A 21,633-nucleotide genomic window follows, 5' to 3' on the forward strand; every position below is an offset into this window, starting at 1 on the left:
TACGTTAAAGCCCAATCATTGTATTGGGCTTTTTGTTGTTTAAAAGTCGATTACTTCAAGTACTCATTCACCACAGCCACCTTTGCTCTAGCGACCGGTATCGCCTGACTCACTCCACTCAATGACAGCAGAGTATTTCTAGCCTCGCGTTGGACTTGGGTTATCAAACCCACATTGATGATAAAACTGCGATGTACCCGAAAAAATTGCTCTGTGCTCAACTCATTTTCAAAGTTGGTCATGGTTTCTTCTGTGACTATCGTCTGTAGCTGAAACTTTCTGTGTCCCGATGCTGTTAGGTTAACTTGTTGGTAGCGGCCGATACTCTCTATATAGCTGATATCACTCTCGGTGAGCCGATAGGTTGTCTTGCCATCATTGACTAGAATTTCATGTTCCACAGCAGGAGATACCAGAGGTGGGAGGGCTTTAATCTTTTCGAGGCAGCGCTCAAGTCTGGTCTGGCGAACGGGTTTTAATAGATAGTCCACAACTTTGGTTTCAAACGCCGTTAGCGCATGCTCTGAATACGCGGTCACATAAACCAAGTGATAAGGCACATGTTCCGTTGCTTTGGCGACCATAAACCCATCCAGTTCTGGCATTTCTATGTCCATAAACACAATGTCTGGTGTCTGCTGGCAAATTGCCTCAATCCCTTTTTGAGGATCGTTGTAGCTACCAACTACGTCAATCTCTTCAAATGCCGCAAGGCTACGTGCTAAAGCTTGAGTCGCTGCGGGCTCATCATCTATTAATAAGACTCGGTACACAGGTTTCTCCTTAAAAATCATGACGAATGGTGATTTGTGCGCAGCTAGTATCGTTGGAAAAATCCATTGAAAAATTGGCGTCGTCGTATTCTAAATTTAGGGTGTCAACAATATTACGGTGACCACTGCCGGCTTCAAATTTAGGCGTTGTGGTTTCTGGCCAACTGTTGCTAACAGCTATGCAAAGCTCCCCATCTGCATAGCGGGTTTTGACTTCAAGATGAATGGGGTTGATGGTCTTACTCATTGCATGCTTAATGACGTTTTCTACCAATGGCATGATCAGCATTGGCGGGACTTGCAGCGCTTGACTCTCTTCACTTACATCTATGGAGAAATGCAATCGCTCGGTAAAGCGAGCTTTTTGGATCGCTAAATAGTGCTCAATCAGCTCTATCTCATCACTGAGTAATATTCGCTTCTTGTCGGAGATTGCAATCGTGCCTCTGAGTAAGTCACTGAGTTCGAAAATAAGCTCCTGAGCGAGTTCGGGACGTTCTGGGATCTCGCTGTGTAGCAGGTTTAGCGTGTTGAACAGAAAGTGCGGATTGGTTTGAATGCGCAGTAGAGAAATCTCAGACTCTTTTAATGACATCTCCAGCTCCAACGCCTTTTGTTTAAGCTGCCAACTGTGAACGACCATAGTGTAAATGGTCACTTGAAGTAATAGGTTCAAATGAGTAAGCAGCTTTAGCCGGACGAGTTGAAAGACGGTTACGGTGTCAAAAGTCTGCGGCGCCGGGAGACCGCCGGAGGTAAAGGCGATAGCTAATGAAGCTAAAACCAAGTTGATCAAGATTTGATATGGCAGCTTGTGGCGATAGAGAGCACCAAATTTGGCATCAAATAGTCGTCGCAATAGCCAAAATAGTGCGCATATTGAAAATATGCCTGTGAGGGCACGAAAGACCATGTTCAAGGTCAGAGGCTCATCCAACGCAATCATAACGTAGTACAGTGAAGAGTAGATAATCACAGAGTTGATGAGTGGCCATACGACCAGCAACAGCAAGTCCTGTCGTGAGAACGACAACTTGGATAACAGTGATTTTGAGAACAAAGACTTTAGGATTGGAGGTTTCAACATAGGCACTCTAGGAATAAGGTGCTGACAGTATAAGTGAAACGACGTTGTCTGTTGACCCGCTCATGACCGAAATAGACCCAATCGTACATTTTACCATTTTGCGATAAGCCCAGCCGATTACTATGGCTCGTAAATGTCGTTGTAATGGTTGAATGAAATGAGAACGCCACAAACTTATAAAAACGGACTGACTACCTTGATAGTCGCGCTAAGCCTATTTGGGTGTAGCAAAGATGAAGTGCCGGAAGCCACCTCTGCGCCAATCAAACCGGTGAAAACGTTGGTTGTAAATCAACAACAGCAACAGGTGAGGTACTTTACTGGGATTCTCGAGGCGAACAAAACCATCGATATGAACTTTCGAATCCAAGGTGAGTTAACAGACCTTCCTATCAAATCTGGTCAAAAAGTAGAAAAAGGGCAGTTATTGGCGCAACTAGATAGTAGCCAACAGCTGATTAACAAAAAATCGAGAGAGGCCTCTTTAAAACAAGCGAAAGCAGAGTACGAACGAGCACTGTCACTTATTAATAAAAAGGCAATCAGCCAAGCGAATTTAGATGCGTTGGAGTCGCAATATATTTCGGCCCAAGCCGCTTTTGAGCAAAGTGTAAAAGATGTTGAGTACACCTCTTTACTTGCTCCTTTTTCTGGTGTGGTGAGTCATCGTTATATTGATAACTTCTCTAAAGTCACTTCGTCGACCAAAATCCTTACGTTGCAGGATGTTGAACAATACAAAATCACCATCACGGTGCCACAATCACAGTTTGTGCAAACTCAAACAGCCGACGCCGTTAAACTCAGTGCAGAGATAGAAGGGTTCGCACAGTCATTCCCACTCAAAGTCGATGAGCTCAGTGTAAGTCAGCAAAGTAGCCAGCAGCTACACGTTACCTTAGTGATGCAGCCACCGTCTGAGCGCCGATTGTTTACTGGGACGTCAGTCAAAGTGAAAGCCGAAGCGTTTGGTCTCAGCAATGGAATGGTACTACCTAGTCATACTGTGCTTAGCGATGGCGACGAGCATTATGTGTTTGTGGTACATCCAACAACCAACGTGTTAGAGAAGCGTATTGTGCGCGTTGACGGCGTCAGTGAGCAGGGCATCAATATTGTCGAAGGGCTATCGAACGGCGAGCGCGTCGTGATTGCCGGAGTGAGCCAAGTTCAGGACGGGCAACAGGTAAGAGTGGAGGCGAAGTAATGTCGATGACTGCCTTTTCTCTAAACAACAGCCGTATCACGCTGCTCATTATTGCGGTGTTGACGTTTTTGGGTATCCAAGCCTACAACACCATCCCAGAAGCGTACGACCCTGGCTTTACAATTCGAAATGCTCAGGTCATCACCCAGTTTCCAGGTGCCAGTCCAAAACGGGTTGAAGATCTGGTCACCGATCCTCTTGAAAAAGCGGTGTTAGAGCTTGCTGAACTGGACTATGTTAAAAGCCAATCGAAAAATGGTGTGTCGATACTCACCGTTGCTATCAAAGAGGACTACTCTGACCTTCAGCCAATTTGGGATAAATTACGTCGTAAGATCGAACGTGCTGCGAGTACGCTACCTGAAGGGGTTGGAGCGCCTGTAGTCAACGATGAATTTGGCGATGTCTACGGCATTGTTCTTGCGATTCACGGTGAAGGCTTTTCTTATCGTGAGCTCAAGCAAACGGCGGAAGATCTTCGTAGTGGGCTGTTTTTACTCGACGATGTGGCTAAGGTTGACCTTCATGGTGTGCAGCAAGAGCAAATCAAACTCAAATTCGATGCTAATGCGCTGACTGCCTATGATTTAACGCCTAATCAGCTCGCGGATATTTTGTCAAAACAGAATATCGTCTTGAGTGGGGGGAGTGTCGTCTTTGGGCAAGAACGCTTGCCAATAGAACCTAGTGGTAACTACAACACACCCGATGAGGTCAAAGGTACCTTAGTGACGCTACCATCAAGCGGTAAAACGGTAAGGTTAGACAGTTTAGTCACCCTGGAATCTGGTTACGAGTTTCCTATCAATAATCCCGTTTATTTCAATGGAAAACCTTCTGTTAACGTTGCGATTGCAATGGTTGAAACCGGTAATAATGTGCGTTTGGGCGAACAAGTCGACGCTTATGTAGAGCAGTTCACTCGTCAGTTACCGATTGGTCTTGAGATCAGCAAGGTCAATTTTGCGCCTAAGGAAGTAGAAGACAAGGTCAATCAATTTGTATCGAGTCTAGTGCAGTCGATGACGGTCGTTGGCTTAGTCATGTTTATTTTCTTAGGCTGGCGTACAGGTTTAATTGTCTCGTTGTTGGTGCCAGTTAGCATGCTACTGACCATTTTAGTGATGTCTCACATCGGGATAGGGTTAGACCAAATCTCTCTTGCCGCGCTGATTATTGCACTCGGTATGTTGGTCGATAACGGCATTGTGATGTCAGAGAACATATTAGTTCGCATTAACCAAGGGGTGAGTAAAAAAGTGGCTGCGATTGAGAGCGCCAATGAGCTTAAGCTTCCTTTGTTGACGTCTTCCTTAACTACGTCCGCCGCTTTCTTGCCGATCTTCTTGGCAAAGTCGACCATGGGTGAGTATACGGGAGCACTGTTTGTGGTCGTGACGATTACGTTATTGGCCTCTTGGCTATTAAGCTTGGTGATGATCCCATTGCTTTGTGTGCTGCTTCTAAAACCAACCAAACAGGTGAAGCAACAATCGCCTACTCAACTTGCTTGGTATGCCAATCTACTGACAAAGCTTATCCGCTTTCGCTGGTTGACGGTTGTGGCGATGCTGGTGGCTACGGTGTTCGCTTTTCATGCGATGAAGTGGTTACCGAATATCTTCTTCCCACCATCGGAGCGAGCTTTTTTCAAGATGGAAGTGACGATGCCAATGGGCACCTCCATTGAGCACAACCAAGCCATGGTTGCTGACATCGAGCAGTACTTACTAACCCTAAAAGCTAAGGACGCTTCGGATGGTAAACCTAGCATCACTGTGAGCGATGTGAATGATGAAGGTAGCGACACGCTAGGTATCAAAAACCAAGGAATTAAAAACTGGTCTGTATACGTTGGTTATGGTGGCCCACGTTATATTTTGCCGCACAGTTCTCGAACGTCGAGCCCAGAGTACTCATTCTGGATCATTAACACGCATGACTATCGTGATAACCCAGAATTGATGCAACGCATAGAGTCTTACGTCAATGAGCATCACCCAGATGCCATTGCCACCACAAGGCTTATCGAAAATGGTGCGGCAATTTTAAACCCGGTTGAAATCCGATTAAATGGATTGGATCAGGACAAGGTGTTTGCGATTACTCAAGAAATCAAGGCGAAACTCGCGAGCATTGATGGCCTTAAAGACATCAGTGATGACTGGGGGCAAAAAACCAAGACGATTCGTATTGTCATTGATCAACAAAAAGCGGCGCTCGCAGGTGTGAGTAACAGAGATATCGCGCTGAGTTTGCAGACCTCTTTGGTGGGTAAGACCTTGAGTGAGTTTCGTGACGGTATCTTGAGTATTCCTATCGTGCTCTCCAATGAAGAGCGAGAGGAACTCAATGTCGAGCAAATTTTGGCGCTGCCTATCTATACTCCTGCGGGAGATGTGACTCTCGCGCACATTGCTGACGTTGATATCGTATGGCAAAACGCCAAAATTTATCGTCGTAATAGTTATAAATCCGTCACCATTGGCGCCCAGCTAGAGCCAGGCTATACCGCAAGCGAAGGGTTGAATGCGATTTTACCTTGGCTAGAGGCAGAGTCTAGAAATTGGCCAAGCGGCGTGTTTTTTGAGCTTGGTGGTGAATTTGAGAAGTCGGAAAAGTCGACGGGTAGTATCAGTGAGAACTTACCGTTGGCGCTGTTTGTGATTATTGGTTTGCTGGTGGCGCAGTTTAACTCATTTAGAAAGCCCATCATCATCCTATCAACGATTCCGATCGCGTTTGTTGGGGTAGTTGCAGGTCTACTTATTGGTAATAGCTTCTTTGGTTTCATGACGTTCTTAGGCGTGATATCGCTGGCGGGTATCGTGATTAACAACGCCATCGTTTTACTAGAACAAGTGGACATTGAGATTGCCTCTGGCAAGCGTGCTATTGATGCACTGATCGCAGCGGGTAAGAGGCGAATGAAACCTATTCTTCTCACCACTTTGACGACCGTACTGGGCATGATACCGCTACTGATTACAGGTGGAGCGATGTGGCAGACGATGGCGATTGCCATTGTCGCGGGTCTGATTTTCTCTACTGTGCTGACGCTGATATTTGTACCTGTACTGTATAGCGTCTTATATCGAGTAGAGGTTTAATCCTACTTTTAGTTGGAGAAAGGACTAAGGGGAAGTGGAAATGTCAAAACTGACAAGGTGCGGTGACACTTAATGGAATGCTTTGAATGGACATTTCATACCTGATTTATACCCATTCATTCTCTGAACGCTTACCCAAAAATAAGGTTAGGCTAGAGTAGCCCAAAGTAGGAAGCCAAATTATTGGTTTCCTAAATTGATGGATTAAAAAGGACACCATTACCAATGAAAAACAACTACGTCATCGCCGTTGTCGCCCTTACCGCAGCCCCTGCTTTTGCTCAGCTCTCTAGTCAATCAGGTTTTAGTGGCGAGATTGGATTCAATGTAGGCGTAAGTGGAGAAACGTCGAACCTGAATACTGACAATGACCCGTCATTAGTAAGCACTGATCAAGCGGCGAGCAGTAGCAATAAGACGACTGTTTTCCCGTTAGGTAATGTAGCTTATACCTTTGGTCAGAATCTTGATAAGCAGGTGTATTTCGGTACCGCACGTGAGGATGTTGCCGTGGGGCAAGTAGTCATTGAACTTGCTTACAAGCAAGAGCTGCAATCAGGCACGGTTGTTCAGGCTTCGTTCCTTCCTACCTTAATACCAGAGGAAAAATGGTCAAATCCCTATCAGCTTGGTAGCGATAGAACCACAACCGATGAAACAGGTTACGCGTATCGTTTTCAGCTCAGGAATATAGCCGGTTCTCAGTTTTCGATAGATAGTGCCTATGCCATTAAAACTCTGGATAATGATACGACAGACAGTGAACTGCAACGCGATTCAAACGTGATATATCTAAAACCAAGCTATCGAATGTTTTTAAGCAGAACGGCTTTCATAGTGCCATCGGTGACTTATATTAAGAATGATGCTAATGGAGAAGCGGCCTCTTACGACCAGTGGGGTACAGAATTGACTTACTTTCAGAAGTTTAATAAGCACTCTCTCGCTTTGACGCTTGGGTATGAAAATCGAACCCATAAAACCAGCAGTCAGCTATTTGATGGGGTGAATCGTTCCGACAATACAATGAACGTATTCCTTGCATATAAGTACCAGCAATTTTTGAATCTGAAGGACTGGTCGTTTATCTCTCTTGCCGGTTATAGCCAAAGTAATTCCAACATCACGTTTTATGATAAGTCGTCATATATCGTATCTGTTGGTATGAACTATGCTTTTTGATGAGTTTAAAGGTGATATAAATGAAATTTTTAATGCTATTTATCTCTATTTCTTGGTCGGTGATGACTTTCGCTAACACCGGAATGATTGAAGGTAAGTGGTTGGCGGAAAACAAATCCACAGAAATTATGCTTAACCAAGTAGAGCCGGGAGTGTGGCTGGGCGTTGTGACTCACTCTCCTATGAAGCCAGAAATGAAAGGGCAGCAGATTCTATCTTCAATCGTAAAACAGCCTGACGGCTATAAAGGTAAGCTGTACGCACTTAAAAAAGCTAAGTATTACGATGCTGATATTAAGGTCATGGAAGATACTTTAGAGGTTGAAGTTAAGGCAGGTTTTTTCAAAAAAACCATGATTTGGACGCGCATCGAGTAACTGGGTTGTACTGATACGTGCTTGATTTAGAGGGGAATGGGGGAAAATGACCCATTGACCCCCATTTTGTGCCCGTTGGTGCCCTAGTTTGTCGCGTTAAAGTAAAGAGAGCGGTAGTTTGATATTAAAATAATATCAATAGGATACGCTCCTCATGAAACGGACTTTGATTACGCTTTTTGCCCTGAGTCTTGCGAATAACGCTCATGGCGGAAAGACCGCAGACTGCCAACTTGAACGATTCCATTTGTTAGACGATGACACAACATTAGGTGAGGTTAGGCGCTATTGCAATGAAACCGGCTCGACGCCATCCATAGCAGCGCCAAATAAATCCCAATCAGGGGCGATCAGTCAGCGTTTGAATCAGGAAAGAGAGGCCGAAAGTGGAGCCTTTGTTCTTACGCCTCATAGAATGAACTACATATTGCCAGTTTATACAACGTCGAGTTTGACCCCGCTTGAAAACCAAAGTTCGAGCGAAGTTTATCAGGGTCTCAAAACCGTCGAAACGCAATTTCAAATAAGCTTGAAATTTCCTCTAACGTTTGACTCACTCTTCGTACCAGGGGATAAAATTTATGGAGCATTTACGCTTGAGGCTTGGTGGCAGGTGTATGCTAAAGATATTTCCAGTCCTTTTCGAGAAACTAACTATCGGCCAGAGGTGTTCTACGCGATGCCACTTGACTGGCATCCCTTAGGCGGCAATACCGGAATGATGGTAGGTATTGAGCATCAATCCAATGGTCGTGCCGGCGTTCAGTCGCGTTCGTGGAATCGTATCTATCTGAATCTCGCTTATGAACGTGACCGAGTCGTGGCCTATATTCGCCCATGGTATCGACTACCGGAAGATCCGAAAGCGGATATCAATGATGCTCGCGGTGATGATAACCCAGATATTGAAGATTACTTTGGTCATGGTGAAATTGGATTGGGTTACGATCTCGACAAGTACAAAGTGTCGATTTTCGGGCGAGGAAATGTCAAGACAGGCAAAGGTGCGATGACGCTCAATGTGACTACCCCGCTTTATGGCAAGTTGCGTGGCTATATCAAAGTATTTCATGGTTATGGGGATAGTTTAATCGATTATAACCATAGTCAGACACGTCTTGGCATTGGGGTAACCCTCAATGACTTGTTCTAATGCGGACAGTTCATACCGGTTTAGTACCCATTCATTCTCTACAAACTCACTCAATAGTTTGACTGCGTTAGAGTAGCAAGCTCTTTGAATATCAAACATTGGAAGTAGGATGCGTACACTCATTATTATGGGCTTGATTGCGACACTCACGGCGTGCAGCGCTGTTTCTGAACGCTCTAAGCACAATGATTTCACTTATCAAGTTAATACAAACACAGACTCTTGGCGATATGTGTGGTTGCCGGCAGAGTATTCTGATCAAACATTACTCAAAGAGAAGTTCTCCACGTATTCCAATTTTTATATCGAGCCAACACGATTGGAGGTTCAAGACTCTGAGTTTTCCGAACAGGAGTTGAGAGATTTTGCCAACTACCTTGAGTTTGAAGCTCAAACGACGCTGGCCAACTATAAAACGCCGGCGTCTTCTCCTAAAGAAAATGGCCTGACCGTCCAGTTCGCGCTCAGCAACGTTGCTACGCCGAATTCGATACTTGCAACTACGAGTTCAGTGCTTCCAGTAGGGCTCGCTATCTCTTATGCGTCTTTGCTGACGACAGGGGAGCACACTAATGTGACGACGGCGAGGATCGAAGTCTTAATCTCTGATAGTCAAACTAAAGAGCCACTCTTCTCTGCGATTGACATCACTGCGGGTGAAAAAAGCCTAGATAATATCTTGGAGCCAGAAGAGGAAATTAAAAGCATACTTAGAGGATGGGTAAATAAACTGGAACAAACGTTGAACCAGATACCCGAAAACACCAAATAAGGATCACTTATCATGTATTTTGACTTTAAATCTATACTCCCTAAGGTGATAGATAACAACTATCAAGGGGCAAAGCTGAGCCAATATTTCTTCTATTGCCTTACTGCTATGACGTTATGGCGTAGCCAGCACCATTTATTGGCCGCTGATGGCGGCGCACAAAGTATTGCAACCATTCCATTAGACTCATTTAGTTCGGGTGCCGCGTCAACCATCGTTGGTATATTTGCTTTGTGGGGGCTTTCACAGCTGTTACTTGCCTTTATATATCTGTTGGTGGCTGTTCGATATAAAAGCCTTGTTCCAATGATGTTTATTATCGCCATCGCAGAGTATGCTGGAAGGTTTGTGGTTGGTAGCTGGAAACCCGTTGTCACACTTGGTGATGCACCCGGAGGGCTTATCAATCTACCGTTAGTACTAGTTTGTCTGGTTGCGCTTTTGGGTTCCATTTATCGACGTGATAGCCGTTAATATAAGGGGAAGTTTGCGTAAGTGTTTAGCTTGTTTACGATTCAAACAAACATTAGCGCTTCTCTAGGCTTGTATCTCTGTATGCCATAGGTGTAACTTTCAGCTCTGTCTTGAATGCTCTACAAAAATTAGCAGTACTACTATATCCGGTGTTAAGTGCGATCTGTTCAATGCTTAACTCCGTTGACTTTAGGTAGCGACAGGCTTGGTTAATTCGAAACGTTTTCACTATCTCTTTGTAGGTAGTGTGTTCGGCTGAGAGGCGTCTTCTTAGGGTCGCGGTACTCACAAAAAATTGCTTGGCGACTTGCTCAATACTGGGTTGATTCATTCCCGAAGTAGAAAGAATGCGATAAATATCACCCGTTGTTTTGTGCTGGTTTTGGATGGCGGATAGCTGTTCGTCACACTGTTTTTTGGCCACAGCGAATAGCTCTGGATTACTAGTTGCGAGCGTCCAGTCAATGGCGTTCTCAGAAAAGTAAAGTCTGTTGTACGGTTGGTTGAACAATACGTCACAGTTAAACATATCTTGATACAGTGCGATGTTTTCTGGTTCTGGAAAAGTGAAGCACACCTGACGACACAGGTTATTCGTCCGATAACCTCCTTGTCCGATTTGATACATACAGATAAAAATTTCTTCCGCGTGGTAGCGGTTAGCGATGTCACTATAACGAGCATCGTTGAAAAATTCGAAATAACTCATGTCCCCTAAATGGAGCTTGCCTTGATAAGGGCCGTCTAAAGGCCAGTACTGAACCAAAGAGTAAAACGCCTGTTTTAAGTCTTGGGCAAACAGCATCAGGTAGGTCAGGGCACTAGAATCAAACATGGTGTATTGGGAGCCACAGATGAGGCCTAGATGTTCTAACCTAGATTGAGATACTCCATCCTCGATAATCTGACAGAACTTTGAAAAAGGCAGCATAAAGCCACCTTTCTTTAACTGAACTTCGCTTAGTTGATGGTGAGTCAGGATAGAAGCTACATCAATCTCATTTTGCTCTAACACCTCGATCAGGTGTTTAACTAAAGTACTTCGTACTAGGTTAGAGCTTGGATGCATTCGTTGGTTACTGAAGGAAGATATCAATGAAGTACCATTTGATTGGAAATGAATGCTAATTACTTTGTGCATAGTTTATACAATCGGCATTATTAAGTAAATGTTTGCTTAGTATTACAAGAAATGATGACTCTAAATGAATGCATTAATTTGTGAAGCCTTTGCTATCATTTCACTATTAATCGTCTTTAGATTCTGAGGAAACAATGAACAGTAGAGTGTGGGAATGCATAACGTGTGGTTTTATCTATGATGAAAGCAAGGGGCTACCCAGCGATGGTATTCCCGCTGGCACAGCTTGGGAGGAGATTTCCGATGATTGGCTCTGCCCTGATTGTGGATTAGGGAAAGCGGCGTTTACCATGAAGGAGAAGCAAGCTCCAAATGCACAACCATTGCCTAGCGTGGACCACACTTTAACGCCTGTGATTGTTATTGGCTCTGGTCACGCGGGTTATCAGTTTGCTCGAGACTTTCGTACAAAAGACGTGACGACTCCTTTAATACTTCTGACGGGTGATGATGGTCGTTACTATCAGAAACCAAAACTCTCTGTCGGCATAGCTCAAAACCTTAGTGCCGACCAGTTAGTGACAGCAAGTGCAGAGAGCATGGCTCATGAACTCAGTATCGATGTGCAGATTTTCTGTCCAGTAACAGACATTGATCCGGTTGCCCAAACCGTGACGGCAGATGGCAAGCTGCTTAGTTATCAATCATTGGTATTGGCGACGGGTAGTGAAAGCATATCAGCATCGCTCACCGGAGACGCTGTTAATCGAGTGGTAAACATCAATAATCTTACAGATTATGCCAAGCTTCGCGTATCGCTAAATAGAGGGCAGCGAGTACTGATTATGGGTGGGGGTTTAATCGGCTGTGAGTTGGCAAATACACTCAGCCTTTCTGGCGCACAAGTAACAATGGTTGAACCGCAATCACGTCTAATGGCTTCTCTACTGCCAAAGGAAGCATCACTGGCTCTGCAGCAAGCGTTCGAGCAAGCGGGCATTCAACCTAAGTTTGGCTGCGTAGCTCAACGAGTTGAGCACCACACCAATGGTGTAAAAGTGACTCTCAGTGATAACTCCACGGTGGTGGTGGATGTGGTGGTATGTGCCATTGGTGTGACTCCCAATGTACAGCTCGCCAAGCACTGCGGCTTAACTGTAGACAAAGGCATTGTGGTAGACAGCAATCTAAGGACCTCTTCAGAACATGTGTATGCCTTGGGCGATTGTGCACAATTTAGCGGTAGGGTCTTTAACTATCTCGCGCCATTAGTAAAAGCTAGTCAGGTACTAGCTAATAACCTTGCAGGGTGTGAGCCGCAATCTTTTGAACTGCAGCCTTGGCCTATCAAAGTCAAAACCTCATTGTGTCCAGTCAAAATTATTCCAGCACTCTCAAGTTCAGAAGCTACTTGGCAGGTTCAAGCTGAGGGCATGAATGTTGTAGCTCGTTACCTAGACAGCTCAGGTAATGAGTTAGGTGCGGTATACACGGGGGCTGCGGTTGAAAATCCAACATTGTTCGATGGTTTTACCGTTCGTCCCGAATACCGTGTGACTAGTCTGGAACAAGTCCGAGAGATCATCGGTCAACCGATCGATTTCATGCTTGATCATAAGTTAGATTATTTGGACTCATTCAGCAAAGAGTTTGTTGAGCAGTCTCCGTTAGTTTGGGTAAGTACCACGGACGCCAATCATCATTGTGATGGCTCGCCAAAAGGAGGGGAGCCAGGTTTTGTGAAAGTGATGAACGAACGTACCTTGATAATTCCAGATAGCGTTGGTAATAAACTGGCTTATGGCTTTGGTAATATTTGTCAGACAGGCACCATCGGGTTAACTATCGTGATACCTAATACCAATGAATGCTTGCGTATCAATGGTAGGGCTGAAATAAGCTGTGACCCACAACTATTGGCGCAATTTGAAGGAACAGGTAAACCGCCTCAGTTATGTACCATAGTGTCGGTAGAGGAGTGTTTCTTCCACTGTGGTAAGGCGTTTATTCGTAGCGGATTGTGGAGGCCTGATTCTTGGCCTGAGACGGCAAATGATGCCTATACTCGTCAATTGGCCAATGACTTCAGCACATCAACACAAGATATTGATGCGTTGTTGACTGAGGACTATCGAGACAATATTTAGGCGAAGGATAAGCTTTAGGTGCAAGAACCTTTATCTAAAAAGGATTAGGACTATGACCGTGGATGCGCTCGCCAGTGGATGGGTGGTTAAAGTAAATGTCGCTGGCATGTAGCATTAAGCGCTGTGAGCCGTTATTTAGCTGCTGGTTGTTATAAAGATCGCATCCTAGAATAGGGTGGCCGAACTCAAGGCTATGGATCCGCAATTGATGTGTGCGACCGGTGATGGGAGAGTATTGCACTAACGTTCTGAGTGGGTTGTCTAGGCGGCGAATGATCTGGTAGTCACTGAGGGCTTGTTTTCCTGTATGGTGGCAAATTTTGACGCGAGGAAATAGAGCTTTATCTTTAGCTATCGGAGCGGATATTTGGCCGCTGTCTGCTTCAACCCATCCCGCTAGCATCGCGAGGTAGCGCTTTTGTACAGTTTGAGCTTGAAACTGTTGGTTGAGAGATTTAGATGCTGCGCTATTGAGCCCGACCACCATGACACCTGAAGTTCCAAAATCGAGCCGATGTGGTAACTTTGCCTCTGTAAAAGCAGGGGTTTCATTTTGAGTTTGGGTTGCGCTTTGACCATTTACTAGTCGATAGTGCACCGAATCCCAATTAAGTGGATTTTTACCGGATAAACTTAACAACCCGCTCGGTTTATTGATGAGTAAAACATCATCATCTTGATAGAGGATTTCTACATTAGTCTGACATTTTGGTGCCACAAAGTTATCGATGATTTCATTAGCAGGGTCAGATTTAGACATACAGTAGGAGTCCTGATGCAATAACAGAGAAGGCACACGAGCCACAGAACCGTGGAGCTTACCACTAGTTTACGAGCAAGACGACTGTAGGCTGACATCAATTTGCTTAAGGTGAATCAACAAGGGCGCAGTGTTAAAAAGCAGTGAGGCTGAATGCCCCACTGTGTTAGTTTCTATTCCTTGTTTTCCTTACTTGCCCATACATAAAGTAGTTCAAGTGCGATGGTTGCTCCTGCTAGTGCAGTAAGATCGCTTTGGTCGTAAGGAGGTGACACTTCTACCACATCCATACCCACGACGTTGATACCTGCTAGGCCGCGGATAATTTTCAGAACTTTGTCCGAGTTCAAGCCGCCACAAACCGGAGTCCCCGTGCCTGGAGCAAACGCGGGATCTAAACAGTCAATATCAAAGGTGATATACACGGGCTTATCACCAATGATGCTGCGGATCTGAGCCACAATTTCTTCTGCGCTTTGATCGTTCGCTTGCATGGCGTTGATTACGTTAAAGCCGTGGTCGTCGTAGTTGTATTCAGTACGAATGCCAATTTGCACGGAGTGCTTAGCAGAAATAAGACCTTCTTTTGGTGCATGGTAAAACATAGTACCGTGGTCGTAGTTACTGCCGTTTGCGTACGTGTCTGTGTGAGCATCGAAGTGAATCAATGCCATCTCACCATGATGTTTAGCGTAAGCGCGCAAAATAGGCAGAGTGATGAAGTGATCACCACCGAGCGCGAGCATGGTTTTACCGTTTTTTAGAATCTCGCTAGTCGCTGCTTCCAAACGGTACGTGAAGTCTTCAGCATCACCGGCATCAAACACTAGGTCACCAGAGTCGATTACTTTGGTTTTGTCGAATACGTTGAAATCCCATGGGAATTTCTTACCTTCCCAAGCTAGGTTAACCGAAGCGCGGCGAATCGCGTCTGGCCCCATGCGAGCGCCAGGGCGACCGGAAGTCGCTATGTCTAGAGGTACACCAAAAACCACCACGTCTGCATCCGCAGATACTGGGTTTTTCACGTAAGGTCGACGCAAAAAGGTCATTGCGTTCGAATACAGTGAATAATCAGTTTTAGTAAACAAATCATTCATTTAAAAATCCTCTAAATAGGTGTAGCCAGTTAAGCCGTACTCTAGTTCTTCTAAAATAAGCGCTTGTTCGTCAATGTCGATGTGACGCTCTACAAGCTCTTTGTAGTTTTGTTTAATCGCGTCTACGTCAATATGAACGTAGCGCATCATATCTTCGACAGTGTCACCCACGTCGATGGCGGTAAACTCAAACTCGCCTTCATCAGTAACGTTAACCACGGCACTGTGTGTGTCGCCGAACAGGTTGTGCATGTCACCAAGGATCTCTTGATACGCGCCAACAAGGAAAAAGCCCATTAGGTAGGGTTCATCTTTGTTCCATGCGGGTACTGGCAAGGTAGATTCAATGCCTTGACCATCAACATATTGCTTAACGGTACCATCAGAGTCGCAGGTAATATCCAGCATGATCGCGCGCGTTTGCTCTTCACCACCGAGACCCGATAGTGGCAATACTGGGAATACCTGTTCAATACCCCAAGCGTCTGGCATCGACTGGAATAGAGAGAAGTTCACAAAGAACTTGTCCGCTAATCGCTCGTTAAGCTCATCAAGAATCGGTCTGTGGAAGCGATTCTTGTTGTCCATTTGACGATGCAATTCACCATAAATACTTAGGCTGAGCTGTTCCACCCAAGCACGCTGATGCAAATCAACCACACCAGATGCAAACAAGGTATGCGCTTCTGCTAGATCGCTCTGTGTATCGTTGTAAATCTCGATGACAGCGCGAGCATCGGTACCACCTTTTAGGCTCTGCCAGTTTTGCCACATATTCTGAAGCAGAGGGTGAGCCTCTTCTGCTGGAGCGTCAACAGACTGAACATTATAGCTTTCTGTGCCAATCACATTGGTGATCAGTACCGCGTGGTGCGCCGTTAGCGAGCGACCAGACTCAGAAATAATAACGGGTGCGGTTTCTTCATAGAGTGCACAGACGTCGCCAACTGTACTCACGATGTTACGTGCATACTCCGCAAGTCCATAGTTCATAGAACTGCTCGACTGACTGCGTGTACCGTCATAATCGACCGCTAGACCACCGCCTACATCGAAATAGGAGATAGGCACAGACATCTTGCGAAGTTCACAGTAGAAGCGTGCTGCCTCGTTTACCCCATTTCGCACATCGCGAATGTTGGCCATTTGCGAGCCCAAATGGAAATGCACAAGTTGTAGCATGTCCAATTGATTTTGCGCTTTAAGGCGGTCAACAACTTGCAGTACTTGAGAGGCAGACAAACCGAATTTAGATTTGTCACCACCACTTGATTGCCATTTGCCCGCACCTTGAGAGGCGAGACGAATGCGTAGACCCACGCGCGGTTTTACGTTAAGCGCAGCTGCTTCTTTTAGTACGATATCAAGTTCAGAGAGCTTCTCGAGTACGATGAAAACCTTATGACCCAACTTTTCGCCAATCAGCGCAAGACGAACATATTCACGGTCTTTGTAGCCGTTGCAAACAATCACAGAGCTGGCGCGTTGTGCCATTGCAAGGACGGCCATCAACTCTGGTTTACTACCCGCTTCTAGACCAAGCTGTTTGGTTTCCGCTTCCGCTTGGCTCTCCAGGATTTGCTCAACCACATCTTTTTGTTGGTTTACTTTAATTGGGTAGACCAACAAGTATTGGTTCTGGTAGCCGTAATCTTGAATAGCTTGGTTGAAAGCATCACAGATACCATGAACGCGTTGATGAATGATTTGTGGAAAGCGTACCAATGCCGGTAGCGTCAGCCCTTTATCTTCCAGAGCTTTAGCAATTTTGGTGAGTGGTACTTGGTGCTGGCCATTTTTATGAGGAGAAACAATGACATCCCCTTCGTCATTGATTCCGAAGAAATTCTGGCTCCAGTATTGGACGTTGTAGTCCGCGCGCACGCGGTCAAGTTTTGAAGTCGTTGTCACAGCATGTCTCACTTATCATGTGTTCAGGCTGTCGCTCATCTCTATACTTGATTAGGGTATATGGTTCGAATTGTTGCTCGATTTGATGATTGAGAAGAAGCATTTACCTGAAAAATCAAACCCCGTGATGATCTTCCATGATGCTCACGAACAGGATCTTGAGCACTCTTTGTTGTGGAGCGCGTACTCAAGATTCGTGCGCATTAACGGATAAATCACGCTTTATGTCTAACAAAAGATATTTGTCATTACGATTGCGGTTGGTTGTAGCCGAGTTTTTTCAGCTTTCGATAGATGGTGTTGCGACTGATACCGAGTATTCGTGACGTTTGGCTGACGTTACCTTTGGTTTTATTAAAGGTCGCGATCAGTGTTTGATCCAGTGTCGAGCGCAAGTTTTGTTTGTTGGTGTCATCCGTTGTTTGTAACGCAAACCATTTTTGATGCAGGCTAGTGGGGATAGAAGTGGGTGTGATTATCTCTTCATCACAGAGTGCTGCAAGCAGACGACACGCGGAGACGATTTCTCGAATGTTCCCAGGCCATTGATAGTGGGTCATGGCATCCAGAAGGGAAGGAGAGAGAGTTTGTTTTGGCGCTTCACGGTGAAATAGTTGGCAGATAAGTGCTTCTAGATCGTCACGTTCTCTTGCTGGTGGCAAGGTAATGGTTAAGCCTTCAAGTCGATACCAGAGATCTTCACGAAACTCGCCGCTGGCGACTTGTTGCTGTAAGTTAGCATGCGTAGCGGCAATCACGTAAACATCAACAGGGTAGGTTTTCGGAGATCCAACGGGAGAGACCACTTTATCTTGCAGAACATGTAACAGACGAGATTGCGCAGACAATGGCAGATCGCCAATTTCATCTAGGAACAGTATGCCGCCATTGGCTTGGCGGAACTTGCCGTCAAAGCCTTTATTATTGGCCCCGGTAAAGGCACCGGGCGCGTAACCAAACAGTTCGGATTCAATTAAGTCCTTGGGTAGGGCACCGCAGTTGATAGAGACAAGGGGCTTGTCTGCCAAGTCACTTCGCCGATGCAGTGCTTTAACGAGTTCATTTTTTCCGCAGCCAGTCTCACCGCCAATGATTAAGCTAATTCGCTTGTCCATGACTTTCGTCGCTTGTGTCCATAACTGCTCAATATTGCTGTCTCCGAAGTGAAGTGGACACGGACGCGGTTTATTCAGAGAGCTTACGGTGCTGTTTAATGGGATCTGTGCTTTGCCGCGCACCGCTTCAACCTGATAGTAAAACTGAGCAGTTTTGCTAATTTGGTTCATGGTCAGCGATCCGATGACACTATCGATGGCATCTCCCGGTTGGATTTGATTGGCAAGAACACTTGATGCGATGGCGTTTTGCGCCAGTACTTGGCCATTTTTATCAGTGACGACAATACCTTGCCAGCCGCTGTCTAGTACAGATCGGTCATGACCGATACGAATACGCAGAGCGGCGTCAGGAATGTGATTGAGTAGCTCACTCTCGACTTTCTGCACCATAGATTGAATGAGTACTTGAGTCGCATCGTTATGAGTTTGATACTCGCTAGTGACATCAAGCACGGCAAGCAAACTGCCATCGGGAGCAAAAATGGGGCTGGCGGTACAACTGATAAATTGGTGGTAACGAATGAAATGTTCGCCGCCGATGACTGAAATAGGGCGTTTTTCGATTAATGCAGTACCAATGGCATTGGTACCTTTGAGCTTTTCATCCCAAACCACCCCTTGGTCGAGTGCAATTTCGGTGAGTTTTTCGCGAAAGCGTTTTTGTCCCCATGTTTTGATAATGGCGCCTTGAGTATCGGCGAGGATCAGACGGCTGTCGGTGCGGGAGAATATTTGACAAAACAAGGGGTAGGCATGCTGCTCAACCACTTGGAGAAGTGACTCGTGTTGCTCTGTACGTGACTTGATCTCTTTGCCATCGATACGTCGGTCATCAGGTTGTTTTCGACTGCTTAAACCTGCTTGCACGCTGCGTCGCCAAGAGTCTTTTAACCAGGTTTTGTTGTTTTGTCTCTGTGTAACTAACATAACGTTCCCGAATGTGAGTGTTCCCGTTTCCTTGCCGATAAGACCGACTGTCCTTTCTACTGTGCAGTGACCAGAAACTACTGTGCCAACTTGTAACAAGGCGGTGTCACACACTGTGACATCTTGTGACACTGTGGGTTTGACGGTCTAAATCAGTGTCACCCAAAGACAGTACAATAAAAATATATTAATCATAAATTTACATAATTATAACATTTAAGGTGTTTGGCTTGGCGTAAATGTTGCCTTTATCACTGTACGTTTTTGCAACAGCTCGTTTTTCTTGTTGCGAAAGTGCTGCCAACAGTCTGAAAAATAGAAAAAAGGAATAAACATGATTTACGCTCAACCAGGAACAGAAAACGCCGTCGTCAGTTACAAAAGCCGTTACGAAAACTACATCGGAGGTGAGTGGGTAGCGCCGGTAAATGGTCAGTATTTTGATAACGTGTCACCAGTGAATGGCAAACCGTTTTGTGAGGTTCCTCGTTCAAATGAAGCTGACATTAATCTAGCGTTGGATGCGGCACACGCTGCTAGAGAGGCTTGGGGGAAAACCAGTGTTGAACAGCGCGCTAATATTTTGCTTAAGATCGCCGATGCGATTGAGCAAAATCTTGAAGAGCTCGCTGTTGCGGAGACATGGGAGAATGGCAAACCCGTTCGTGAAACGTTAGCTGCGGATCTTCCTTTAGCTGTGGATCACTTCCGCTATTTTGCGGGTTGTATCCGAGCACAAGAGGGCACAGCGGCCGATATTGATGCGACAACGGCGAGCTATCACTTCCCTGAACCTGTTGGTGTTGTTGGGCAAATCATCCCTTGGAACTTCCCTATGCTCATGGCCGCATGGAAATTAGCACCAGCACTTGCAGCGGGTTGCTGTGTGGTTCTTAAACCAGCAGAGCAAACGCCAGCGTCTATTTTGATGCTGATGGAGAAAATTGGTCACTTGCTACCACCAGGTGTGGTGAACATTGTTAACGGTTACGGCGCAGAAGCAGGTCAGGCCTTGGCGACGAGTGATCGTATCAACAAATTAGCCTTCACTGGTTCTACTGAAATTGGTCACCATATCTTGAAATGTGCGGCAGAGAGTTTGATTCCATCGACAGTCGAGTTGGGTGGTAAATCTCCAAATGTGTATTTTGAAGACATTTTCGATCATGACGACGATTACTTGGATAAGTGTATTGAAGGCACCTTGCTTGCGTTCTTTAACCAAGGTGAGGTGTGTACCTGTCCATCGCGCGTGTTAGTGCAAGAGTCTATTTACGATAAGTTCATTGCTAAGCTTGAAGAACGTTCTCGCGGCATCAAACAAGGCAACCCACTCGATGTCACCACGCAAGTTGGTGCTCAAGCTTCACAAGAACAGTTTGATAAGATTATGAGCTACCTTGAGATTGGTCGCCAAGAGGGCGCGAAAGTGATCATTGGTGGAGACATGAGTAAGCAAGAGGGCGATTTAGAGCAAGGTTATTACATTCAGCCAACCATGCTTGCCGGTAACAACAAAATGCGTGTGTTCCAAGAAGAGATTTTTGGGCCAGTCATTGCGATTACAACATTCAAAGATGAGGCGGAAGCGTTGGCGATTGCCAATGATACAGACTACGGCTTGGGCGCTGGAGTTTGGACGCGAAATGGCAACTTGGCGTATCGTATGGGTAGAGAAATTCAGGCAGGCCGAGTGTGGGTGAACTGCTATCACGCCTATCCAGCACATGCTGCGTTTGGTGGCTATAAGAAATCAGGCATCGGTCGTGAAACGCATAAGTTGGCTCTGGGTCATTACCAAAACACCAAAAACTTGTTGGTTAGTTACTCAACGAGTCCGTTAGGTTTTTTCTAAAAGCGGTTGCCTAGCAATTCTTCGTCTAACAGTAAGTGTTGGTTCGGAAAAGAAAAAGGCCTCGATTTCTCGAGGCCTTTTAGCATTCTTACGAAGCTGCGTTATTAAGCTGGGATAACGTTAACAGCTTGTGGGCCTTTTTGGCCTTGCTCAACACCAAAAGAAACCGCTTGGCCTTCTTTTAGAGTTTTGAAACCGTCACCAGAGATAGCGCGGAAGTGAACGAATACGTCTGGACCGTTCTCTTGTGCGATGAAGCCGTAGCCTTTCTCTTCGTTAAACCATTTTACAGTGCCAGTATTTGTGCTAGACATATTATGTCCCTTACTTTTCAGATTAAAATTTTTGCCTTTCGGCGGTCTCGCTTTGTGGTTCTGTTTATTTAATCAAGCTGTAAATGGATAAAACGAATGACAAATACCCAAAGGGGGAAACATCTGACAAAACTTATCGTACTCTTTTTACTCTTACTTTAAATAACTCTCTGAACACCAGAGCAGGAGCAGTGTACCACCACCTATCGAGGGTTTAAATGAATTTCTTGTTAAATCGTAAAAAAAGTGCAAACGATTTTGTTGCTTGCACTTGTGTTTTGAGGC

At 45.4% G+C, this 21,633-nt stretch carries 17 protein-coding genes; 9 read left to right on the forward strand and 8 right to left on the reverse strand.

Translation table 11 applies throughout. The features are described from left to right. Nucleotides 1–50 precede the first annotated feature (50 nt). Nucleotides 51–773, reverse strand: coding sequence for a LytR/AlgR family response regulator transcription factor (locus tag ACJB0T_RS05730; protein ID WP_479292614.1), 723 nt, complete (start codon nt 771–773; stop codon nt 51–53). Nucleotides 774–783: 10 nt separating this feature from the next. Next, nucleotides 784–1,860, reverse strand: a complete 1,077-nt coding sequence (locus ACJB0T_RS05735) for a sensor histidine kinase (RefSeq protein ID WP_479292616.1) — start codon at nt 1,858–1,860, stop codon at nt 784–786. Nucleotides 1,861–2,017: 157 nt separating this feature from the next. Here ACJB0T_RS05735 and ACJB0T_RS05740 point away from each other — a divergent pair, with 157 nt between their 5' ends. The 7 genes from ACJB0T_RS05740 to ACJB0T_RS05770 all read left to right on the forward strand — a co-directional run bounded on the left by ACJB0T_RS05740 (nt 2,018) and on the right by ACJB0T_RS05770 (nt 10,135). After that, the gene (locus tag ACJB0T_RS05740; protein ID WP_479292618.1) at nt 2,018–3,067 is read left to right on the forward strand and encodes an efflux RND transporter periplasmic adaptor subunit; all 1,050 of its coding nucleotides are present in this window, start codon (nt 2,018–2,020) and stop codon (nt 3,065–3,067) included. Continuing rightward, nucleotides 3,067–6,177 (forward strand): efflux RND transporter permease subunit, encoded by a 3,111-nt coding sequence (locus tag ACJB0T_RS05745; RefSeq protein ID WP_479292620.1) that lies wholly within the window; start codon nt 3,067–3,069, stop codon nt 6,175–6,177. The genes ACJB0T_RS05740 and ACJB0T_RS05745 overlap by 1 nt, the downstream gene beginning before the upstream one ends. Before the next feature lie 225 nt (nt 6,178–6,402). Continuing rightward, complete coding sequence (locus ACJB0T_RS05750; RefSeq protein WP_479292622.1) at nt 6,403–7,359, forward strand: DUF2860 domain-containing protein; 957 nt, start codon at nt 6,403–6,405, stop codon at nt 7,357–7,359. 20 nt (nt 7,360–7,379) lie between these two features. Further along, nucleotides 7,380–7,736: a DUF2147 domain-containing protein gene (locus ACJB0T_RS05755; RefSeq protein WP_479292624.1), complete on the forward strand. Its 357-nt coding sequence runs from the start codon at nt 7,380–7,382 to the stop codon at nt 7,734–7,736. 154 nt (nt 7,737–7,890) lie between these two features. Further along, nucleotides 7,891–8,889 (forward strand): phospholipase A, encoded by a 999-nt coding sequence (locus ACJB0T_RS05760; RefSeq protein ID WP_479292626.1) that lies wholly within the window; start codon nt 7,891–7,893, stop codon nt 8,887–8,889. A 109-nt stretch (nt 8,890–8,998) separates the two neighbouring features. Next, nucleotides 8,999–9,661, forward strand: a complete 663-nt coding sequence (locus tag ACJB0T_RS05765) for a DUF3313 family protein (RefSeq protein ID WP_479292627.1) — start codon at nt 8,999–9,001, stop codon at nt 9,659–9,661. Nucleotides 9,662–9,673: 12 nt separating this feature from the next. After that, entirely contained in the window at nt 9,674–10,135 is a 462-nt protein-coding gene (locus tag ACJB0T_RS05770) for a hypothetical protein (protein ID WP_479292628.1), read from the forward strand. A 52-nt stretch (nt 10,136–10,187) separates the two neighbouring features. Here the strand turns inward: ACJB0T_RS05770 and ACJB0T_RS05775 are convergent, their stop codons facing one another. After that, nucleotides 10,188–11,276: a helix-turn-helix transcriptional regulator gene (locus ACJB0T_RS05775; RefSeq protein ID WP_479292630.1), complete on the reverse strand. Its 1,089-nt coding sequence runs from the start codon at nt 11,274–11,276 to the stop codon at nt 10,188–10,190. A 134-nt stretch (nt 11,277–11,410) separates the two neighbouring features. Between ACJB0T_RS05775 and ACJB0T_RS05780 the strand changes: the two genes are divergently transcribed. After that, nucleotides 11,411–13,363 (forward strand): MSMEG_1061 family FMN-dependent PPOX-type flavoprotein, encoded by a 1,953-nt coding sequence (locus ACJB0T_RS05780; protein ID WP_479292632.1) that lies wholly within the window; start codon nt 11,411–11,413, stop codon nt 13,361–13,363. Between the two features lie 34 nt (nt 13,364–13,397). Here the strand turns inward: ACJB0T_RS05780 and ACJB0T_RS05785 are convergent, their stop codons facing one another. From ACJB0T_RS05785 to ACJB0T_RS05800, 4 genes are all read right to left on the reverse strand, one after another. Then, entirely contained in the window at nt 13,398–14,123 is a 726-nt protein-coding gene (locus ACJB0T_RS05785) for an RluA family pseudouridine synthase (protein ID WP_479292633.1), read from the reverse strand. A 173-nt stretch (nt 14,124–14,296) separates the two neighbouring features. Next, a complete protein-coding gene (speB, locus tag ACJB0T_RS05790; protein ID WP_479292634.1) occupies nt 14,297–15,223 on the reverse strand; it encodes an agmatinase in 927 nt (308 codons plus the stop codon). Then, a complete protein-coding gene (gene speA, locus ACJB0T_RS05795; RefSeq protein ID WP_479292635.1) occupies nt 15,224–17,134 on the reverse strand; it encodes an arginine decarboxylase in 1,911 nt (636 codons plus the stop codon). Nucleotides 17,135–17,382: 248 nt separating this feature from the next. Next, entirely contained in the window at nt 17,383–19,179 is a 1,797-nt protein-coding gene (locus tag ACJB0T_RS05800; protein WP_479292636.1) for a sigma-54-dependent Fis family transcriptional regulator, read from the reverse strand. A gap of 334 nt (nt 19,180–19,513) precedes the next feature. Here ACJB0T_RS05800 and exaC point away from each other — a divergent pair, with 334 nt between their 5' ends. Beyond that, nucleotides 19,514–21,034, forward strand: a complete 1,521-nt coding sequence (gene exaC / locus ACJB0T_RS05805; protein ID WP_479292638.1) for an acetaldehyde dehydrogenase ExaC — start codon at nt 19,514–19,516, stop codon at nt 21,032–21,034. Nucleotides 21,035–21,138: 104 nt separating this feature from the next. Here exaC and ACJB0T_RS05810 read toward each other — a convergent pair whose 3' ends face one another. Further along, nucleotides 21,139–21,348 (reverse strand): cold-shock protein, encoded by a 210-nt coding sequence (locus tag ACJB0T_RS05810; protein WP_479292640.1) that lies wholly within the window; start codon nt 21,346–21,348, stop codon nt 21,139–21,141. Nucleotides 21,349–21,633: the final 285 nt, after the last annotated feature.

The organism is Vibrio sp. CB1-5 (genome assembly GCF_059412285.1).